This window comes from Thermostichus sp. OS-CIW-33, from assembly GCF_054059615.1.
In genome coordinates this window covers 1-19979 of the sequence record NZ_JBSSCH010000029.1, presented here as the reverse complement: position 1 = coordinate 19979, position 19979 = coordinate 1, and the positions used below count along the sequence as shown (strand labels likewise).

18 protein-coding genes and 1 tRNA gene are annotated in these 19979 nt (G+C 56.2%); 10 read left to right on the top strand and 9 right to left on the bottom strand.

Annotated elements, in window-relative coordinates; translation table 11 throughout:
* Positions 1-133 precede the first annotated feature (133 nt).
* The gene (locus tag ACVWZG_RS13100) at positions 134-844 is read right to left on the bottom strand and encodes a Uma2 family endonuclease (protein ID WP_414330056.1); all 711 of its coding nucleotides are present in this window, start codon (positions 842-844) and stop codon (positions 134-136) included.
* Positions 845-996: 152 nt separating this feature from the next.
* Between ACVWZG_RS13100 and ACVWZG_RS13095 the strand changes: the two genes are divergently transcribed.
* The 4 genes from ACVWZG_RS13095 to groL all read left to right on the top strand — a co-directional run bounded on the left by ACVWZG_RS13095 (position 997) and on the right by groL (position 4837).
* Entirely contained in the window at positions 997-1476 is a 480-nt protein-coding gene (locus ACVWZG_RS13095; protein ID WP_041437363.1) for a GNAT family N-acetyltransferase, read from the top strand.
* A gap of 11 nt (positions 1477-1487) precedes the next feature.
* Positions 1488-2603: an NAD(P)/FAD-dependent oxidoreductase gene (locus ACVWZG_RS13090; protein ID WP_457415417.1), complete on the top strand. Its 1116-nt coding sequence runs from the start codon at positions 1488-1490 to the stop codon at positions 2601-2603.
* Positions 2604-2691: 88 nt separating this feature from the next.
* Positions 2692-3018, top strand: a complete 327-nt coding sequence (locus tag ACVWZG_RS13085; protein WP_414330048.1) for a 30S ribosomal protein PSRP-3 — start codon at positions 2692-2694, stop codon at positions 3016-3018.
* Positions 3019-3217: 199 nt separating this feature from the next.
* Positions 3218-4837: a chaperonin GroEL gene (gene groL, locus ACVWZG_RS13080; RefSeq protein ID WP_414418515.1), complete on the top strand. Its 1620-nt coding sequence runs from the start codon at positions 3218-3220 to the stop codon at positions 4835-4837.
* 30 nt (positions 4838-4867) lie between these two features.
* On the opposite strand, the gene ACVWZG_RS13075 is transcribed toward groL, so the two are convergent.
* Both ACVWZG_RS13075 and ACVWZG_RS13070 read right to left on the bottom strand, forming a co-directional pair.
* Entirely contained in the window at positions 4868-5263 is a 396-nt protein-coding gene (locus ACVWZG_RS13075; RefSeq protein ID WP_414330043.1) for a DUF4346 domain-containing protein, read from the bottom strand.
* A 198-nt stretch (positions 5264-5461) separates the two neighbouring features.
* Complete coding sequence (locus ACVWZG_RS13070; RefSeq protein WP_457407403.1) at positions 5462-6094, bottom strand: DUF4384 domain-containing protein; 633 nt, start codon at positions 6092-6094, stop codon at positions 5462-5464.
* Positions 6095-6292: 198 nt separating this feature from the next.
* Here ACVWZG_RS13070 and ACVWZG_RS13065 point away from each other — a divergent pair, with 198 nt between their 5' ends.
* From ACVWZG_RS13065 to ACVWZG_RS13055, 3 genes are all read left to right on the top strand, one after another.
* Positions 6293-6802, top strand: coding sequence for a tetratricopeptide repeat protein (locus ACVWZG_RS13065; protein WP_457407400.1), 510 nt, complete (start codon positions 6293-6295; stop codon positions 6800-6802).
* An 85-nt stretch (positions 6803-6887) separates the two neighbouring features.
* Positions 6888-6972: transfer RNA gene (locus tag ACVWZG_RS13060), tRNA-Ser, on the top strand.
* A 70-nt stretch (positions 6973-7042) separates the two neighbouring features.
* Positions 7043-7237 (top strand): hypothetical protein, encoded by a 195-nt coding sequence (locus ACVWZG_RS13055; protein ID WP_457407397.1) that lies wholly within the window; start codon positions 7043-7045, stop codon positions 7235-7237.
* Positions 7238-7357: 120 nt separating this feature from the next.
* Here the strand turns inward: ACVWZG_RS13055 and ACVWZG_RS13050 are convergent, their stop codons facing one another.
* The 4 genes from ACVWZG_RS13050 to ACVWZG_RS13035 all read right to left on the bottom strand — a co-directional run bounded on the left by ACVWZG_RS13050 (position 7358) and on the right by ACVWZG_RS13035 (position 14814).
* Positions 7358-10153, bottom strand: coding sequence for a site-specific DNA-methyltransferase (locus ACVWZG_RS13050; RefSeq protein WP_457407394.1), 2796 nt, complete (start codon positions 10151-10153; stop codon positions 7358-7360).
* A gap of 204 nt (positions 10154-10357) precedes the next feature.
* The gene (locus ACVWZG_RS13045; protein ID WP_457407391.1) at positions 10358-10972 is read right to left on the bottom strand and encodes a Uma2 family endonuclease; all 615 of its coding nucleotides are present in this window, start codon (positions 10970-10972) and stop codon (positions 10358-10360) included.
* A gap of 165 nt (positions 10973-11137) precedes the next feature.
* Entirely contained in the window at positions 11138-11695 is a 558-nt protein-coding gene (locus ACVWZG_RS13040; RefSeq protein ID WP_457407407.1) for a Uma2 family endonuclease, read from the bottom strand.
* A gap of 92 nt (positions 11696-11787) precedes the next feature.
* The gene (locus ACVWZG_RS13035; protein WP_457407388.1) at positions 11788-14814 is read right to left on the bottom strand and encodes a BPTD_3080 family restriction endonuclease; all 3027 of its coding nucleotides are present in this window, start codon (positions 14812-14814) and stop codon (positions 11788-11790) included.
* A 388-nt stretch (positions 14815-15202) separates the two neighbouring features.
* Between ACVWZG_RS13035 and ACVWZG_RS13030 the strand changes: the two genes are divergently transcribed.
* Genes ACVWZG_RS13030 through rsmD form a run of 3 tightly spaced genes read left to right on the top strand, consistent with a single transcriptional unit; the run spans position 15203 to position 17452 of the window.
* The gene (locus ACVWZG_RS13030) at positions 15203-15964 is read left to right on the top strand and encodes a HEAT repeat domain-containing protein (RefSeq protein WP_457407386.1); all 762 of its coding nucleotides are present in this window, start codon (positions 15203-15205) and stop codon (positions 15962-15964) included.
* Positions 15965-16003: 39 nt separating this feature from the next.
* Positions 16004-16891: a Sll0314/Alr1548 family TPR repeat-containing protein gene (locus ACVWZG_RS13025; protein ID WP_414413591.1), complete on the top strand. Its 888-nt coding sequence runs from the start codon at positions 16004-16006 to the stop codon at positions 16889-16891.
* Between the two features lie 9 nt (positions 16892-16900).
* Positions 16901-17452, top strand: coding sequence for a 16S rRNA (guanine(966)-N(2))-methyltransferase RsmD (gene rsmD, locus ACVWZG_RS13020; RefSeq protein WP_457407382.1), 552 nt, complete (start codon positions 16901-16903; stop codon positions 17450-17452).
* On the opposite strand, the gene ACVWZG_RS13015 is transcribed toward rsmD, so the two are convergent.
* Positions 17449-18069 (bottom strand): hypothetical protein, encoded by a 621-nt coding sequence (locus tag ACVWZG_RS13015; protein ID WP_457407379.1) that lies wholly within the window; start codon positions 18067-18069, stop codon positions 17449-17451. The genes rsmD and ACVWZG_RS13015 overlap by 4 nt on opposite strands.
* A 45-nt stretch (positions 18070-18114) precedes the next feature.
* Positions 18115-19629 (bottom strand): glycogen synthase GlgA, encoded by a 1515-nt coding sequence (gene glgA, locus ACVWZG_RS13010; protein ID WP_457407377.1) that lies wholly within the window; start codon positions 19627-19629, stop codon positions 18115-18117.
* Positions 19630-19979 lie beyond the last annotated feature (350 nt).

Sequence of the window (19979 nt, the reverse complement as noted above, 5' to 3'; positions counted from 1 at the left end):
TCAGGACTTGGGTCATGGTTCTATCATAACTTCCGCATTCCTCCCGACACTGACCCTACGGGTACAGTGCGGGGCTCCTGCGATTTCTAGCTGAGTGTAGTGGAGGGTGGGTGCTGAAGGGGATCCCTGGGCTTCAGCTCTCCAAATCGGGATCCTCACCCAAAGCCCGCAATCTTGCCGCCAGACGCTCCGCCCGTTGATGTTCTCGCTCCGCCCTTTGGCGTTCTTGCTCGGCCCGTTCCCGCTCCAACTCAGCCCGTTCATCGCCGGTCAGCAGCAACTGCCCTTGGGCATCACACCAGCGCAGCCAGCGAGCTTGTTTCCCCTCAAAAACGCCTTCCCACACCGTCAGGCCCAGCCCCACCTGTTCTAGCCAGGTCTCGGTCATTTCCGCGTAGTGGCGGCCCCGCAGTTCGAAAATGCGCAACTCCTCTGGCCCCAGCTCATGATTGGGATCGAAGACCGCGTAGTAGCTAACTCGCATCTGCTCATAACGGCTCAGCTTGCCTTCCAGCTCGTCGCCTTCGCGGTTGGAGACGATCTCGATCACCACATCCGGCGGCTTGTCAAATTGCCAGAGCAGGTAGCAACGGTTTTGCTTCTCCCACCATTGCTCCGGCACCGTGACGTCCAGGCTGAGAAAAACATCCGGCACAATCGGGGGCCGACCGATGGCGGTGTAGATGCCTACATTTGCCGCTGCTAAAAAGGTTTTGCCGCGCAAAGCGCTGTAGAGAGCTCCAGTCAGGAGGCGCTGCTGTTTTTCCGAGGCAAAGTTATCCACCGGGGTATCATCCTCTGTTACGAGATCGGCGACGTCGGGAACCAGCAGTTCAGTATCCATGGGCAGATGGGGTTGGGGATGCTAGCGATCTTAGCTGCTCACCTCAGGGATCCTCTGCTCCCTGAGAAACAGAGAAAACAGAGTCCTCGAGCAAGCCCAGGTACAATCGAGAAAGCTTTACTTAACGATGATTTCTTTTTCTTCGCTGCTCGATGCAGATCGACATCCGTCCTGCGGAAAACTCGGACAGTGCGGCTCTGCTCCACATTTTGCAAGTGGTCTTTGCGGAGTATCCAGGCTGTGTATTGGACATCGAAGAGGTGCCGGAGTTGCTTCAGCCTGCCACAGCTTTCGCGGAGATGGGGGGATCCCTTTGGGTGGCGCAGCATCAGGATCAAGTGGTCGGCTGTGTCGGCCTTGTGCCCGATGGGATCCCTGGGCGCATGGAGCTGAAAAAACTCTACACTCTGCCCGCAGTGCGCGGTCGGGGTTTGGGTCGGCGTTTGATTGAACAGGCCGAATTTGCGGCTCGGCAGCAGCAGGCGGACTCTCTGCATCTGTGGACAGATACTCGCTTCACGACGGCTCATCGGGTTTATGAGCGGCTCGGCTATGTGCGTCTGCCGGAAATTCGTGAATTGCACGATCGCAGCAACTCTGTGGAGTATCACTACGAAAAGCATCTCCATTGAGGGTTGGGCTGTTGAACTGTGATGCGTTGGTGATCGGCTGTGGAGTGGTGGGCTGTGCCATTGCCTACGAATTGGCCACAGCTGGGCTGTCGGTCATTGGAGTGGATGCCGGGGATCCTGCCGCCGGCTCGACAGGGGCAGCTCTGGGGGTATTGGTGGGCATTTCCAGTCGGCAAGCGGGTGGGGAGACGGTTCAGCTTCGCCTGAAAAGCCTGGAGCTGTTCGATCCCCTAATCGCGCAGCTGGAGGAAGACCTGGGCCGGAGTTTGCCCGTCAATCGGCGCGGCATTCTCAAACTCCTCAGGGAGGAGGAAGTGGAAGCTTGGCAAGAGACCCTGGCGGCCCGCCGACAAGCAGGTTACCGCCTAGATCTGCTCAGCCCTGCCGAAGTGGGATCCCTGCAGCCCGGCCTGCGCAGCGACCTGGCGGCGGCCATCTACTCTCCCCAGGATCGACAAGTCCAACCCAAGCTCCTAACCCAGGCTCTCTTGGAAGCAGCCCAACGCAAGGGATCCCGCTTTTTCTTCCACCAGCCTGTCCAGAAGATTCAGCGCAGCTCGGATCCCCCCTTTCGCCTGCAAACGGTTTACACGCCCGCTCTCACCCTCTCGGCAGGGCACGTCATCCTGGCGGCAGGTCTGGGCAGCTCTCCTCTGGCCAAAGAGCTGGGGCTGCAGGTGCCGCTGCAAGCGGTCAAAGGTCAGGCCCTGCGGGTCAAAGCCCCCGGGATCCCCCTGGGGCCCGTGGTCACCGACGCGGATCTGCATCTGGTTCCCCTGGGGGATGGATCCCTGTGGGTGGGGTCAACAGTGGAGTTTCAGGCCCCCCATCCCGAGCCGACGCTGCTGGCGCTACAAGATCTGTTGGCCCGTGCCATCAGGCTCTGCCCGGCCTTGGCCGCAGCGACTTTGTTGGAGCATTGGGCCGGCCATCGGCCTCGACCAGTGGGACAGCGCGCCCCCATCCTGGGTTGGGCTCCTGGCTACGCCAATCTGCTCATTGCCACCGGCCATTATCGCAATGGAGTGTTGCTGGCCCCGATCAGCGCCGCCATCCTGCGGGACTTGGTACTGAAAGGGGAAACAGCCCTCTGTGATCTAGGGCCCTTTGCCCCCAGACAGGGCTGAGCCCGTATCCATCTTCCGGCTCTCGGCCCGCCGATGGACAGGACATATGTCAGAATGAAAGGCTGCCTGGTTAGGATCGGATCGTCCGTTGAGTAGCCCAAAGGAGAAGAGAGCCTTGCCGAAGTTCGCCCTAAAAGCCCTCTGGTTGGAAAACGATTTGGCTATTGCCGTCGATCAGGTGGTGGCCAAAAACCGCAGCCCCCTCACCCACTACTTTTTCTGGCCGCGGGATGACGCCTGGGAGCAGCTTAAGGCTGAGCTGGAAAGCAAAACCTGGATCAGCGAAGTGGATCGCATCGAGCTGCTTAACCGAGCCACCGAACTCATCAACTACTGGCAAAACGGCGGGCGCAACCGCCCCATCAGCGAAGCCCAGGCCCAGTTTCCCGACATCCTGATCGGCGGCAACTCCTAGCCCTCTCCCCCCTGTCAGCCAAAACGTGACTCCGGATCTGCCCATCTTGCTCAGGCTCCCGTCTTTGAGCTAGATTGGCACTCGGGAGTTTAGAGTGCTAACTCCCTGCTAGCCGAGCCGGAGGATTCCTGGGAACCCCACTCCGCCTGGCAGTACCCAAAGTAGGAGCCCAGTCAGACTTACGAGGATCGCGGATTCTATGGCAAAGCGGATTCTGTTTAGAGAAGAGGCCCGCAAGGCATTGGAGCAGGGCATCAACCAACTGGCGGATGCAATCAAGGTTACGATTGGCCCCAAAGGACGCAACGTGGTCTTGGAGAAGAAGTTTGGTGCCCCCCAAATCGTCAACGACGGGGTCACGATTGCCAAGGAAATTGAGTTGGCCGATCCTTTGGAGAACACAGGCGCCCAGTTGATGCGGGAAGTGGCCTCTAAGACCAACGATGTGGCCGGAGATGGTACCACCACAGCCACCATCCTGGCCCAAAGCATGGTGCGGGAAGGGCTCAAAAACATCTCGGCGGGCGCCAACCCTGTGGCTCTGCGGCGCGGCATTGAAAAGACCACCGCCTACTTGGTGGAGCAAATTGCGGCTCACGCCAAGGCTGTGGAAGGCCGTAAGACCATCGCCGAAGTAGCCACCATCTCTGCCGGCAACGACAGCGAAGTGGGAGAGATGATCGCCAAGGCCATGGATGCTGTAGGGCGAGATGGGGTGATCACGGTCGAAGAATCCAAGTCGCTGGAAACCGAGTTGGACGTGGTGGAGGGGATGCAGTTCGACCGCGGCTACATTTCCCCCTACTTCGTCACAGACTCGGAGCGGATGGTGGCCGAGTATGAGAATGCTTATCTGCTGATTACCAGCAACAAGATCTCCAGCCTGCAAGATCTGGTGCCCATCCTAGAGCGGGTGGCCCGCGAGGGTCGGCCTCTTCTGGTCATTGCGGAGGATGTGGAGGGAGAGGCTCTGGCCACATTGGTGGTGAACCGCCTGCGGGGGGTACTCAATGCGGTGGCGGTCAAGGCTCCGGCTTTTGGGGATCGGCGCAAAGCCATGCTGGAAGATATCGCCATTCTCACCGGCGGGCAGCTCATCTCTGAGGATGTGGGCATCAAGCTGGATAAGGTCACCCTGGACATGATGGGGGTAGCCCGCAAGATCACCGTCACCAAAGACAAGACCACCATCGTGACCGATGGCAGCACCAAGGCGGCGGTGGAAAAGCGGGTGGCTCAAATTCGCAAGCAACTGGAAACCACCGATTCCGAGTACGACCGCGAGAAACTGCAAGAACGCATCGCCAAGTTAGCCGGGGGAGTGGCGGTGATCAAAGTGGGGGCTGCCACTGAAACAGAACTCAAAGATCGCAAGCTGCGCATTGAGGATGCCCTGAATGCCACCCGAGCTGCGGTGGAAGAAGGGATCGTCCCTGGCGGCGGGGCGACGCTATTGCACCTCTCCAAAGGGATCCCGGCTTTCAAGGCCAAGTTGAATGCCGAAGAACAGGTGGGGGCAGAAATTGTTTACCGAGCCTTGCAGGCCCCTCTTTTTCAGATTGCCCACAATGCCGGTCTGGAAGGGTCAGTGGTGGTGGAAAAGGTTTTGGAGAAGGAGATGCCCTTTGGCTTCGATGCCCTGAGCGGAACCTATGTGGATATGTTTGCCCAGGGGATCGTCGATCCGGCCAAAGTGGTGCGCTCAGCGCTGCAAAACGCGGCTTCCATAGCCGGAATGTACCTCACAACCGAAGCGATTGTGGTGGAAAAGCCTGAGCCCAAGCCGGCGGCTGGCTCTGCACCTAAGGGGATGATGTAGTCTTGCGAAAGTGAGCTTTCTGGGAAGGGATCAGTCTTGGATGTACTCCTCGCCAGAGATCAGGGCAGCTTCGGCTTTTTGAAACTCCCTTCCCAAGTAGGCCGCATGGCTGAGCTGGGAGACCACTCTCTCCTGCTCCTTTTCAAAGATCTGTACACACAGTTCTTTGGCCGTGCGCCCAACATACACCCGTTCAGGGGATCGGTTGACGGAGCCCTTTGCCGGGATCACAGCTCCTGTTTCCGGATCGGTGGCCAGCCCCCGCTCATTGATGACGGTGCTGTAGTACTTGGCGCAAATGAGGTTCTGCTCCCGATCCAAGTAGATGACGAAATAGCCCGCCGGATCCAGATCCAGGGGGCGGCGGGAGAGATGGTCGTCAATACTGCGAATCTGCTCGCTCAGGGGCTTGGAGGAAGGGGACATAGAATGGCTGACCCAGAACCACACAGGAGAAACGTAGCCGAGACTACCTTTGGCTGCTCTCATTGTGGCAGATGAACCCAATCTTTGGGCAGCCTTTGGGGTGGTTGACTTCCTTCCCAGCTTGAACGGTGGGGCTGGTCATATACCCGATGAAGGGGATCCTGTGCGGGCCATCCACCTGAGGTCTCAGAGCTTGGATTAGCGCGGGGCAACCCGATAGAACCGAGTGGCCGTCACCCACTGGTCAGAAGGGATCCCCTCGACGATGATGGCGCGGGCAATGGCATTGCCCAGTTGGGATCCCCGCACCCGCACGTCGGCAAAGGAGCCACTCTGCTCAAAAGAGGCAATCTCCTGGAAGTTGAGAGGACGGGGAGAGGCCACCGCCAACACCTGGGCTTGGCCGAAAGGCGGAGCGATGGTCAACCGGTAGCTGGCCCCCGGCGGTGGGAAGGTGCGCACTTCTCCGGCCCGCAGAAACTCGTTGCCACCGGAAAAGCGGTTGGGCAAAATCAGATGGGTACGGCCATCGGCTTGGATGCTGAACAGGTAAACGTAGGCATCGCGGTTGGTGCTCAGGGTAATGGCAATCGGCTCGCCAGGCCGGTAGATGGGGTTAGACCCGCGCCGATCCAGCTCCAGATTCACCCGCAGGTCGGAAGGAACGGGGTTGACAATGATGGAGCGGGTGCCAACATCCAACTGACGAGTATCGGCCAGTTGCAGCCTTTGTAAAGGAGGGTAGATGCCTAGGGTTTGCGGAAAAACAGCGGTGGTCGGAGCCACAGACATCCCCAAAGCCAGCGGTAGGAAAAGCAGTTTGGCATTCATGGTTCACACCCAATCAATGGCTATGTTCATCCTAGGAAGGGGCGCAGGTTATGCGGGTCAGGCTTTGCGCAATCTCCAATCTCTTGCCGCGGCAGTTTCTCCTGCTGCAGATGGCATCACCCAGGGGGAAAAGACGCTGAACCGGCAGGGGCACGGCTCTGTTCTCGGTACCTGGGATGGGAATTGGGAGCCACCGGTTTGGCAAGGGTTAATCTACAGGTAAGGGATCCCTTCCTCACGCCAGCTTCCCAGTCAACCCCCAACTTGCTCATGGCTCACGACAGCTACCAAGAAGGCATCGCAGCGGTACAAGCGGGCGATTTCCAGGCTGCCATCCAAGCGTTTCGCCAGGCGGTTGCTGCCGATCCAACCCATACCGAAGCTCGTTACAAGCTGGCCTGGGTACTGGGCATGAGCGGCTATCTGGATCCGGCCCTGGCAGAGCTGGAAGCCGTTTTGGCGGCAGATCCCAACCATGTGGCAGCCCATTACAATCGAGGGGCCCTCCTCTTGCAAAAGGCCCAACTGGAAGCAGATGAGGACGGACAAATCGATCTGGCCGTTCTACAGCAGGCAGAAGCAGCCTTTCAAACGGTAATGCGCTTGGATCCCACCGACCAACGGGCCTTTGCCTTCCTCAATTTGGTCAAGCGGGCCATTCGCAACCATCAGGCGTCCACTCAGGTCTCCGGCGGCAGTGGCGGGTAAATCTGTGGGGGTTGTGGTCGGCAGCGATTGCACAGCCAGAAACCCATTGCGTAACATAAGTAAAGCCTGGGGATCCCGGCAATTTGGAGAGGTGTCCGAGCGGTTTAAGGAAGCAGTCTTGAAAACTGCCGTGGTTGACGCCACCGTGGGTTCGAATCCCACCCTCTCCGTTTATCTTGAGGTAAAGCCCAACGGGTCGAAGCTACAGAGATTCACTGGCCCAGAGGGGGAGCTATCCACATGACCATCCTTGATTTATCGACCTTGACCACTCAACAGCTCAAAGACATAGCTTGGCAGTTGCGGGGCACTCCCGCAGTGGAGCCCATCTATCGGGAACTGGGATCCCGACCCAAGAGCATAGTGATTGCACCTGAAGATCCCCAGTGGACAGAAAAGGTTAACCAAATCCTCACAAAGGGATCCCTATCCTGACTGTCGCATCCCAAACAAGGCGGGACATGAATTGAGTTTTGGCTGTAAACCCACGAAGCCTCATGTAGCAGCCGATTCCCAGCCCTGCTCAACAGTTGTTAACCTCCGTCCGTATCAGCTCTACTGGATGCTAAACACTTTCATCACTTCATCGCCAAGGTGGTTGATGACTTTGACGGCGATCCTGCCTGATGACGGCTTGGGAAACGGACGGGAGATGGTACTTCTCAAGCTTGCCCAAGTGGCTTCATCGATTTCCGCTTTCAGGGATGTTTTGAGGGCCTTGTAGGGATCGTTGCTGGCACCCACAAAGTAGGCATGGCGAACGAAAAAGCTCTCGTTGTTGTAGTTGGTGTCGATGAACCAGCAGGCAATTTCATCAGGCTCACTGGAGTGCACTTGGCCCGTCTGGGGGTGAAAAATATCTACACCACGGATTTCCACTTGGTATAGACCATGTTCCAACCGATGAATGCAAATGTCTGGTTCCCCAAAGATGACAAATAGGTTGGCTTTGTCGGTGTTTTTCAACGCTGAGGCCATGTGCAGGTCAGCGTTCATCCGGGCTTTAAGAACGGGAATGCGTCCTAGTTTGGTGAACTCGGAAGCATGAGCGTCATAGTTGAACGCACAGGCGATCACTACATCAAATCCGGCTTCTCCGGCTTCCCTGGCGGCAAGTACCAAGTCGTTGCGGGAAACGGTGCCAAATTCGGGACCAATGAAAATGCCTGCCCGTCTTTCGGTTTCGCCTTCGAGGTAGCGTCCTTCGGCACAGATGACATTCCCCGGCCAAGGGATAAGGGATGTAAAGGTGATTTTGTCCTCTTTGTGGGCTTGTTGGACACCAGCGACACGCAGGGTTTCCAGGATGATTTGGGTAAAGTCGGCGGCTTGGGGTTCTGTGGGGGTAGGGTCAATCAGTTCGTCGTTTTCATCCACGACCAGGACACGGTGGGGCGATAGACTTTCGACGGTGAATGGACCAGCTACTCGCACAATGTTTTTATCTTCGAAGGGCTTGTCATAGAGATATTCAAATTCCGCTTTGGCGGCGATGGATGCGTCAATTTCTTTTTGGCGGTTGATGCGGGCATTCCAGAAGCGTTCTAGGGGTTCATGGGTGGCAGAAGACCAATCGGCAGGAGCTTGGCGGGGTACTTCCCATTCCACCAGTTCATAGGCTTTGACCACTTCCCCGCTGGGCATGGTGAAAGTAGCATCGTCGGGAGCGTTGAATTTGACCTGATGACCTTCTCTGCCACCAGTGGTGACGGTGTAGGGGGTGGGATGCCCTCTGAGAGCGGCGTTGAGGTCGGCTAGGGCTTGGAGTACCTGGGGTTGCCACTTTTCATAAATGACATCAATTTCCGTGTTGTTGGCGATGGATTTGAGGGTGATGTGGGGCACTCGTTCATAGACAAAGCCCAAGCGAATGTTGCCGTAAGTAGGTGTGTCGGGGGGAGTTGTGCCAGTCAGTTCTGCTTCCTTTTGCCGTCCTGCGGGGGAGTCTGCCAAGAGGTAGTAGGGATAGCGTGCGCCCATGATTCTGGCTCTAGCTAATGCTAAAGCTACCCGTGAGGTATCAATGGTGATCCACCGCCTGCCCCATTGCTCTGCTACATAAGCAGTCGTGCCACTGCCACAGGTGGGGTCAAGCACTAAATCGCCGGGGTCGGTGGTCATGAGAATACAGCGTTGAATGACCAGGGTCGATGTCTGAACTACATAGTTCTTTTGAAGTTCTGGGCTTGTATCTATCCACACGGTTGTTAATTCTTTGGCATTAAAGTCACTTGGGTACGACTTAGAGCGAATAACATTGGCAACCTCGACTACTCGATCAGCCATTTTAAGGCGATCAAAGCCAACTCTTGTATGCCGCCAATGACCGTTGGGAATCCCCCACTTCCGTCCTTGAAAAGAACGAGGCTCTTGATCTCCAGCACCTGCGGAATGTAGTGGTAGGGTTTCGAATTCGATTTCTGGAACTTCTGGATTAGCTTTATTGTAAATCCGTCTAAACTTTGCATACCTCTTATCTTTTGCGTACCATGTAAGGTAGTTTCCAGTTCTCCGCAATCCAATACTTTGAGCAGTTCCACTAGTAACCTTAAAATCTATAAGACTGATAAAATTCTCCTCTCCAAACACTTCATCCATCAAACAGCGCACCCGATGGACATTCTCATCCCCAATCTGCACAAAAATAGAACCGCTATCCGTCAACAAATCCCTCGCTACCGTCAACCTATCTCTCAGATAAGTTAAGTAAGAATGAATCCCATCCCGCCAAGTATCCCGAAATGCCTTCACCTGTTCCGGTTCACGGGTGATGTGGTCGGGTTTGCCATCTTTGACATCCCGGCTGGTGGTTGACCATTGGAAATTACTGTTGAACTTAATGCCGTAGGGTGGGTCAATGTAAATCATCTGCACCTTGCCCCGCAGTCCTTCCCGCTCCGCTAGGCTTGCCATCACCTGCAACGAGTCTCCCAAAATCATCCGATTTGTCCAGTTGGCTTCATGCCGATAAAACTCTGTCGCTCTGGCATCTTTCGGTAAACCATTGAAGTCTGCAAACAGGTCTAGCTCTCCCTGCACAGCGGTTTGGTTGTTTTGGCTCTGGCGCAGAAGATCATCAATGATCACTTTGGGGTGTATCTTCTCTTGGATGTAGAGCGGCGTCGCACTCACTACTAAATCCGACCAGTTCTGTTCATCCTTGCCCCGCCAGACCAGTTGGGGGTCTAAATCCCGGTTGCGACGTTCATAGGCAACCCGAATGGGTGATTTTTCCTCTTCTGCCATCACCGATTGATGTTCGGCAGTGGGGATGTTAGGGCGCTTGTCTTGGCTATGTCGAAAGGCTTCGACCTTCTTGCCAGAGGTGTTGTTGTTGCTGCGACGGGACATGGCGGTGGCTTTCTGGATGGAATTAAGTCGGCAGTTATGGTTGCATTGAGCTGCTTACCGATTCAGGATATCGAGTAAATAGCTTACCCATACTGGCAAGTTTAGCGTAATAGACGAAAGCTGTGGCAATGATAATCAATGATAATACAATCTAACAGATCCTTGTAGATGCAAATGAATGCGGATGAAAGTGCCTTGACCATGCTAGGCTCCAGCCTGAAAAATCTGCTCAGCCGTGAGGTTTGGTTCAGGGAAAACTTTAGAGCGAATCCGGTCATTGCCCCGAAATAATTGCGCCTGATATTCCTCATTGACCAGTTGGAAAACCGAGATTGTGGGAACCTTCGGCTCACCAATGTACCGACGACCCCCCAACGCTTGGTAGTCAACGATCCAGTATTCTGCAATGCCCAACGTCTCGTAGTCACTCAGCTTATGCCAGTAGTCATCTCGCCAGTTGTTGCTGGTGATTTCAATGACAAGAGGAATAGAGGTTCCGTGGATGAGCGTCGAGGATTTCTGCCACAGGGGTTCTCTGGCCAAGGCGGTACGGTCAATCACCACCCCATCAGGAGCGTAGGCAGTATCCCCTTCCAGAGCCTTGATCAAGGTGTCCCGACCTAGAAAATAGTTGAGGTTGCACCTGCGGATTTCTAATGCCAATTCGATAGCAAGAAAACCACTGATTTCATCATGTTTCCCTGTGGGTTGCATCTCAACCGCAACTCCGTTGTGTAGTTCATATCGTCTGTTAGGTTTCCACTCCAGAAACTCAGCAAAAGTCATTGGCTTAGAAGACACAGCATAGGTAGCAGTCATAGTTTTTCCTCCCTTAAACTAGTTGAAACACCCTGGATACTTTCTGTGAACATTGCCGCCTGTCTCATCCTCTGATGGTCTTTTGTAGCATAGCCATGTAACCTTAACTGGAGCCAGATGTGGGTATCTAGCAGGATCACTTCAGGCATTCCCAACTTGCCTCATCTACTCAAGTGAGGGAGTAGGTTCGTGCCAGGAGCATGTTGCATTTGAATCTTGCTCTAATTCAATATCGCCATAAATGTCTGCCAGGGAAAAAGTGATGTTGACAGATGGCAGCGTAACGATATCATCCAGGGCATGGTAGTCCCTGAAGATCCACTCGACATTTCCCTGGCGGCGGTAGTGTTCTACACTTATTCGAGCTTGGTCGATCAGCAGATACTCCTGTAAAGTTGGGAGAGAGCGATAAGCAGTAAACTTTGCTCCTCTATCGTAGCTTTCAGTGGCAGGTGAGAGCACTTCCACAATCAAGATGGGGTTAGTGACGGTATCCTTGCGCCCTTCTTTGAGCTGAATGGGATTTTGGATCGCCATGACATCAGGATAGGTGTATATCCCAAATTCAGGAATCCATAGACGCTGATCAGCAATAAATGGGCTGTAGGGTTGTTTGCGTAAACCAAGCCATAGCGTTGAGTAGAGCGCTCCCGCAATTATGTTGTGCTCAGGCGTGCCGCCAGTTATCTCAATAATTTCCCCATTGCGAAATTCACGGCGGATCCCATCCGTGCGCTCCGATTCAGCTTCCAGGGCAAAGTATTCCTCTGAGTGTAGGTTTTATGAGGGGTGAGGGCAGTGGTCATGGCATCTCCTCAGGCAGCGGCAGAATGGATCAGGCGGTCAATCAAAGCTTTGAACTCGGTATCAATCTCAAAAACTTCGGTAAACTCAGCAAAAGCCCAGCGCCCAAACTTGCCCAGGTTATTTACGCCAGGGATCCAATAGTTACGCATAGTCAGAGCTTTTTCTTTTCCATCTTCGCCCCGGAAACCTTTGATCTCCACAATCAAGTTGAGGGGATCCGGCCCGCTGTCGTCGATTCGGACGATGAAATCGGGAAGGTATCTGCGCGGGGTAGAGCCGTGTAGATAGGGCACTTCCAAACCTAAGCCCTGGTTTTTGACATAGGCGCGAACGCGGGGATGGGATTCAACCACTCGACAAAACTCAGCTTCCCAGTCGCTATCGTAGATGACCCAGTTAATGTGACATTTATGAGGGTCAGTTCGCCAACGGGTTGTTTTGGAAGTGCTGAAATTGACGTGAATGGTGGAACCGATTGGGTTGTAGGGATCCACAATGGCTTTGATCGGACGTTTGCCCACCAGAGATTCGGTGATGGCAGCCTTGATCCGTTCGCAGGCCATGTCGCTGATTTCTCGGTAGAGGAGTTGGGCAGGATAAGTGCCCCCGGTACAACGGAGATAGCCTTGCATCCAGCGACGGGCAATGGCTTTGAGTTGACCAAATAGATGTAGCTTCGGTTCACCGCCGGGATCCCGGTAGTGGGTGTACAACAGATGTTGGGTGAGGTGATACAGAATAGTGGCCGTACGGACTTTTTCCAAATGCTCCAGGCTCAAGTCCACTCCTTCGCCAAGAATGCCCTCATTGCGGGTGATGGCCGGCCCAACCAACTGGGGCGTCAATTCCAACAGGGAATCGGGCGTGAAATGGGCAGTCAGTTGAGTGTCGGGAAGCTCGACACGGTAGCCTTCAACGCGAGGAAAGGTGATCTCCAGATGATCCCGATCTGGACGGACGGCTTTGACTTGGATGCTTTGAGAGGGCTTGGCCGGGGGAGCTACAATCGGCTTGGCGGTAAAATCAAAGGGGATGCCTAAAATATCGGCGTATTCGACATTGAGCAGTCCTTGTTCATTCAGATCGTAGGATTGGCGACGCAGGGCACGCCCCACCACTTGCTCACAGAGTAGTTGAGTACCGAAAGCTCTTACCCCCAAGATATGGGTAACTGTGCTACAGTCCCATCCTTCGGTGAGCATGGAAACCGACACCACACAGCGGATGGACTCCCCCAGCTTGCCCGGCTTGCCAACCGTGTTCATCACCTCTCGCAGTAGGTCTTGGTCTGAGATTTTCTCTGCAGCGGCAGCACCCTCTCGCTGTTGGATCTCTCTGCGGAACCGTTCGATTTCATCAGCCGCTAGGGTACGGAAGTGCTCGTCTAGGGCATCCCCAGATTCCAATTGCTCGCTATCGATCAGGAGGGTGCGCGGACGGGCTAACCGATTGCCCTGTTCGTCGTAGTTGCGGAATAGCTCCAAACGACCTGCGTGGTAGATGGTGTTGCCCTGGGCATCCTCGCGGTGGAAACCGGCAATAAAGTCATAGACCAACTTCGAGGTGGACGTGTTGTTGCAAACCACAATAAACACAGGGGGAACCGAGATCCCCTCTTGTTCCCAGAGGGCATAGGTTTTGACATAGTGGCCGTAGAGGGCATAGAGGGCAGTTTGCAGCTCGGAAGGAAGGCTGAGGGGATCCAAAGTGCCAGCCGAGCCCCTACCTTTTTTGGGCATCTTTTGGCTGATGTGTTCCCAGAGGTTGCGGAGTTTGGGCATTTCCGCGCCGGGCACATTATCGGCAACAGGCACCCGCGGGAGCTTGACAATGCCACATTCAATCGCATCCATTAGGGAAAAATCGCTCACCGTCCAGGGAAACAGAGTCCCCTCGCGATAGCCGGATCCCTGTAGAAAAAAGGGGGTCGCAGATAAGTCGTACACCCGCAGCACGCCCAACTGACGCTTGACCATTTCGATGCCGGAAATCCAAAGTCGGGCAGACTCATTGTTCTGCTTGGCTTCTTCCTTGTCCTCGCCTTTGAGTTTTTCGACATCTGCAGAATCCGGCCTTTGTCGGTAGCAGTGGTGGGCCTCATCATTGATCACTAGGATGTTTTTCAGCCCCATCAGCTCGGGCATGACCCGCTGGATCATCTGTCCTTCGGTTTCCAGAGTGTTCAGTTCTGGCCCTCGACCTTGCAATAGGCTGCGGGTGCCGGCAGCGAGGGAGTCTCGTTCGCGCAGCTTGAAGGCGTGGTAGTTGGTGATCACGATTTTGGCTTTGGCGATGTCCGGCCACAGATCTGGCGGCACCAAATGCCGGTTGCGGTAGTAGTTATCCGGGTCGTTGGGCTGCAAAACCCTGAGCCGATCTCGAATGGTGATACCGGGAGCAATGATCAAAAAACCGCGGGTGAAAGATGGGCTTTGGGGATGTCGAACCGCATTGACGGTCTGCCAGGCAATGAGCATAGCCATTACCGTTGTTTTGCCTGCACCGGTGGCCAGCTTCAGACAGATGCGCAGTAATCCTGGATTGGCAGCTTCATTGGCATCGGCCAGATGTTCAAGAAAGCTCTGCCCCTCTTTGCCCAGTTTTGGGGCTACTTCTGCCAGCCAAACGGCGGTTTCTACAGCTTCAATTTGGCAGAAAAAAGGACGGATCCCGGGGAAGTTTTCGGGATTGCGCCAGTGTTGCAGGAGCCGGGAAGTTTCGGGTGTCACGCGCCAGTCTCTTGGGTTGGACAAGGCTCGCCAATCCATCACCTTCTGGCGGATGCTGTTGATGAACTGACTTAGCTCATACTCTTGGTGCTCATCCGAGATCTCTTCCGGGTCAAAAAGGGCGAGGCTTTTTTGCTCAGCTTTGCCGCGCTTTTTGGGTTTGGGGATGGGGGTGGCAAAGTCTGCCCGTCGCCGCTGGCTGATGGTTGTTCCGGTGGGCTGGCCGTCTTTGTCCAGCTCCCAGTGCCGAGAAGGGTAGTCGTAGGGCGAGTTGAGGATGGGGTTGGCAAAAAATCGGTCAGACATGGGGATGCTCACAAACCCTCAAGTGCTCTGGCCAAACTTACGAGGCATGGTAGCCCATATCCTTTGAGCTTGTTCGATCCCGAGCTCGCCAAGTCCGGCGACTTGCTGCCCAAAAGGGAAGGGAAGACTGCGGCTTCTCTCGGGCGCAAGCGCGGCCAACCCCTCGGCATCCTTCGCCGACCCTTCTACAATGAGTGACATCCTGCAACCCAAAGTAAAGACTGGCTGGTGGGGAGCTTGCGCTTTTGTTATCCTGTCGCTTAAGTTCCCCTTTTGGCAGGGAAGAGTCGGCAAACTTTGCCTGACACCGAATGACAGCACCAGCCGCACGAAGGTGTGTCAGCACAGTTAGCCTCTATTGGCAGGCTTGGAGGGAGGGTGTGACTTGATGTTTACTTGGCTCTGGACGAAACAATTTTCTCGCTTGAATCAAAGGCTACAGAGCCTAGAGGTAGCCCGCGAGGAAAACCTTCTGTCTCCCGATCTGAGCGCTCAAACTCTGCAGGTGGCCCCCGACTTTTGGGAACGGCAGCACCAAGCCTTTGTCTATGTGGATAAGCAAATGCGAAGGCTCAGCCGTCGCAGCAAGATTTGGGGAGGAATGGCGCTGCTGGCCATTCTGGCCGATGCGGCTTTGATAGTGGCAGGTCTGGCAGCGTTCCAGTCTTGGCAGCAGGTGCAGGCGGATCGCCAATTAACTCGCATTGCCCAACAGGTTGCGGCTGTCGATCCTGTGCAGCAAGCTTTTGATGATCTGGTGGCTCAATTGCCCCAGATGAGCGGGGCAGAGCGATATCGTGCCCTAGAGGCGTTGCAGGCTCTCTCGGCCATCTCGATGGCCTATGGCGGCTACTCCTCCGACGGTTCTGCGGGTATTTCTGTGTACAGCTCTGCTCTCCCAGCAACCCCTCTTGAGGCTCAACTGCAAACCATTTACCGGTTGGGGCAAATGCGGGTGGTGGAGGCGGTGCCGGCTTTGCTGACCAAGCTTGCGGACGATGAACCGGTGGTGCGGGAGGCGGCAGCCCGTGCCCTCGGCCAAATCGGGGATCCGCGCGCCTTGGATCCCTTGCACGATCTTCTGGCCTATGAGCCCAATGAGTTGGTTCAAGATGCCGCTATTGCTTCGATTGCCCAACTGCTGCGCTGAAGAGAGGGTTAGATGGGGGTGGGAGTTGAGGCACTGGGGATGAGTATCGGCAAAATGAGCAGGCTGGGCAAACTGCTGGGGGTGATTTGTTGGGTGTGGGGATCCGCTCTGCCCGTTTGGGCGCAGGATCCCTTCCGCAGCGGGGACAATGCCCGCCCCATCAGGCCGGAGGTGGCGGCAGCTTTTGAAGAGTTCTTCTGTGCAGGCCGCTACAGCCAGAGCCGGGAAAAGCTGGAAATGGCCAAGAAAGCCTCTCCCGAAGAGCCGATGGTCTATGCCCTGTTGGCAGCGCTGGCCTATCAGGAAGGAGATCTGGAAGCATTTGCCCGGTTGGCTACCCAAACCCGACAGGTGGCTGCCGAGCTGAAAAAGACGGATCCCTTGCGTGGCAACCTTTACGAGGGTGTGGGCTACGGGCTAGAGGCAGCCAACATTGTGGTGCGAGATGGGGTGGTCATCGGTTTGCCCAAGGCTCTGCCCACCCTCAATCAATTGTTTGCCTCCATCCGGGCCGCCCAAGCAGTGGACAGCAGCGATCCGGAGCTCAATCTGCTCAACGGCTACATGGATTTGCTGCTGACCTACCGGGAGAAGGCTCTAAATCAGTTTCGGATGGCAGCGCCTGACTATCTGTCCTACCGCGGCCAAGCTCTGGCCTACCGGGATATGCAGCGCTTTGACGAGGCATTGGAGGCGGTGGATCGGGCCATTGCTGCTTCCTGCAACAACCCGGAGCTCTATTACCTCAAGGCGCAAATTCTGGTTTCCAAAGGGCAAGACCGAGAGGCCGTCCCCCTTTTCGATCAGGCCCTGCAAGCTTCCGCCCAACTGCCCCAACCTTTGGTGGAGCAAATCCAGATGGAGCGGGATCGCGCCGCCCAGCGCAGTGGGTTGACCGGCCAGTTGCCGGCCACGCCTAGCCCCTGAAGGGATCCCATGAGCCTGCGCATCAGCGGCAAACGAGCGCTGCAAACTCCCGCTGGCTTGGGCACTCGACCCACCCCTGGCCGGGTGAGGCAGGCCTTGTTCAACATCTTGCAAGGGCAGGTGGAAGGCTGTCGCTGGCTGGATCTGTGCTGTGGGGCCGGTACGGTGGGAGCAGAAGCTCTGTGTCAGGGGGCCGCTTTTGTGGCCGGGATCGAGATTGCCGCCCCTGCCTGCCGCATCATCCGAGCCAACTGGGCCAAGGTGGCGCAGCCGGGGCAATCTTTCCAGGTCATTCAGGGGGATGCCCGCAAGCTGCTCAGCCGCGGCCTGAACTTGGAGCCATTTGATTACGTGTACTTTGCTCCTCCCTACGAGGCCGGTCTGTACGCCCCGCTCCTGCCCCTGATCCCGCCCTTGCTCAAGCCAGGCGGAACCTTGATCGTCGAGCATCGCAGCGGCCATGACCTACCCGAACAGGTGGGATCCCTGCTGCGCTTTGACCAACGAACCTATGGGCAAACGGCGCTGGCTTTCTATCGCAATCTGGAAGAGCAGCTCTAACTGGGAAAGGGGGTGCTGACAAAGCCGATTTCCAAGAGCTGCTGATAGGCTTGGGTGCCCAGCTCGCGGGTTGGGCCCTGGCTGTTGATGACCTGGATCAGCCAGCCCACAGCCTCTTCCGGTCGCCCGGCGGCGCGATAGACCACGGCCAAATCGTAGGCGGCTTGATCCCGGGCTTGGGCGGCAACACGGGCCAGCTCCCGCTGTTCTTCGGAGATGCGGTTTTGGATCCCGGCGAAGGCGCGGGAGAGATCTTGGTGGTAGTTGGAGCGCTGGTTGTAGGCGTTGAACACCTGTTGCAGCAGCTCGACAGCCTGGTCGTAGTTTTGCGCTTGGATGGCGGCATTGGCTTCGGCGGCCAGTTGTTCGGCTCGCAATGCGCTGAGGGCGCTGCTGGGCTGCTCTAGGGCGCGAAACTGCTGCGGATTGGGAATAAGCTGTTGCCCGGTGGGGAGCCGCTGAGCAGTGGCCCAGAAGGTGGAGCCCACGCCCAAGATGAGGCCGAGTAATACGCCGAAAACCAACCGCGCCCAAGAACGGCGCAGAAGGCTGAGCCCCTGTGCAATGGCGTCCTGGCGACAGCCTTGGGAAGCAACAGTAGGACGTCGTCCAATCATGTGCGGGTAACCCCCAAAACCTTTTTTGACCCGTTCCACTCTACCCTACTCCTCGTGCCTTTGCTGCAGCTCAGGGATCCCTTTGGAGCGAGGCTGGGAGGAGATGGGCTTCTTGAGCTTAGGCGGGGAGGGGTTTTCCGGCAGCAACGGTAGGTTGAGGATCAGCTCATACATGCGCAGGTATTCCAGCGCTGAGCGGTGCCAACTGAAATCGCTGGCCATGCCCCGCTTCTGCAGCGCTTGCCAAGTTTCTTTGTGCTGGAAGGCTTCCCAAGCCCGCGCCAGACAGGTGTAGAAGTCCAGGGCTTCGTAGCGGTCAAAGCAGTAGCCGGTGCCGATCCCCTTGCTGGGGATGTGGTGGCTGACGGTATCCACCAGCCCTCCCGTGCGGCGGACAATGGGCACACACCCATAGCGCATGGCGATCATCTGGCTGATGCCGCAGGGCTCAAAGCGGCTGGGCATCAAAAACGCATCTGCCCCCCCGTAGATCAACTGGGCCAGCTTGGGTTGGTAGCCTTTTTGGTAGGCCATTTTGCCCGGGTGCCGCTCGGCCATCTCCCGGATCCGCCCTTCGTAGTAGGCTTCGCCGCTGCCTCCCAGCAAAACAAATTGCGCGTCGCTGTAGGCCAAAAAGCGATCCAAGGCTTGGATGAGCAAGTCGATCCCTTTTTGCTCCACCAAACGGGCCACCATGCCCATCAGAAAGGTATCTGGGTTGACGGTCAAGCCCAACTTGGCCTGTAGCGTGGCTTTGTTGGTCGCCCGCCCGCTGAGATCATCGATGCTGAAATTGGCCTCTAGGTCTGGGTCGGTGCGGGGATCAAACCTATCGATGTCGATCCCATTCAAAATCCCGCGCAACCGTTCCCCTTTCCAGGCCAACAAGTCCTGCAGTCCTTCCCCATGCAGAGGGGTGCGAATTTCCATCGCATAGGTGGGCGAGACGGTGTTCACTTGGTCGGCGTAGAGGATCCCGGCAGCCATGGTGTTGTGGGCAGAAAAATACCAGGGCAGCCAGGTCATGCGCTCCAGTTGCCAGCGCCAGGGCCCTTGGTAGGCCAGGTTGTGGATGGTGAACACCGTGCCAATATCGGGAGCTTGGTGCATCCAGGCCGGGATCATGCCGGTGTGCCAATCGTGGCAGTGGATGATGTTGGGTTTCCAGGGGTAGTAAGTCCAGGCAAATTCGGCTACGGCGTTGGCAAAAAAGGTGAAGCGCCAGAACTCGTCCTCGCCGTAGTAGATGCGGTGGGGAGCAAAGCAGTAGTGGCTGACCAAGTAGAGGGGCACATCGGTGCCGGGCAAAACGCTTTCGTAAATATCGGCCACCTGACCCATGACCTGTTTAGACCAGATGGGATCTTTCGAGCGGGGGTATTGCCCCGGTTCCTGGCCGAACTTGTCCCAGAGAAAGCCATACAGAGGCATGATGATGCGGACATCCTGACCCAGCTTGCGCAAAACGACAGGCAGGGATCCCACCACATCCGCCATGCCCCCCACCTTGGCCAGAGGTGCTGCCTCTGCCGCTGCGAACAAAATCTTGGCTTGAACCACGATGCCCTCCCTGGTGTTGTAGGCTCCGCTCCACCGCCGCGAACGGATCCCGGCTCAGTTGCCCTCAGCCAAAACCCTTCCCATCCTAAAACACAAGGGATCCCTGCGCCGGATGAGCTGATGCAGCGCCTCATCTTGAGGTTATGTTGCAACTTATTGATTTTTCGTAAGATGGAAGGACAGTGCTGCTCAGAACTGTTGTGGGCGCTGCTGTATTGCACTTTATTCGTCGTCATTGTTCTGGAGAGACGTCCTATGACCATAGCGGTAGGGCGCGTGCGTCAGGAGCGAGGATGGTTCGACATCGTCGATGACTGGCTCAAGCGCGACAGATTCGTGTTTATCGGCTG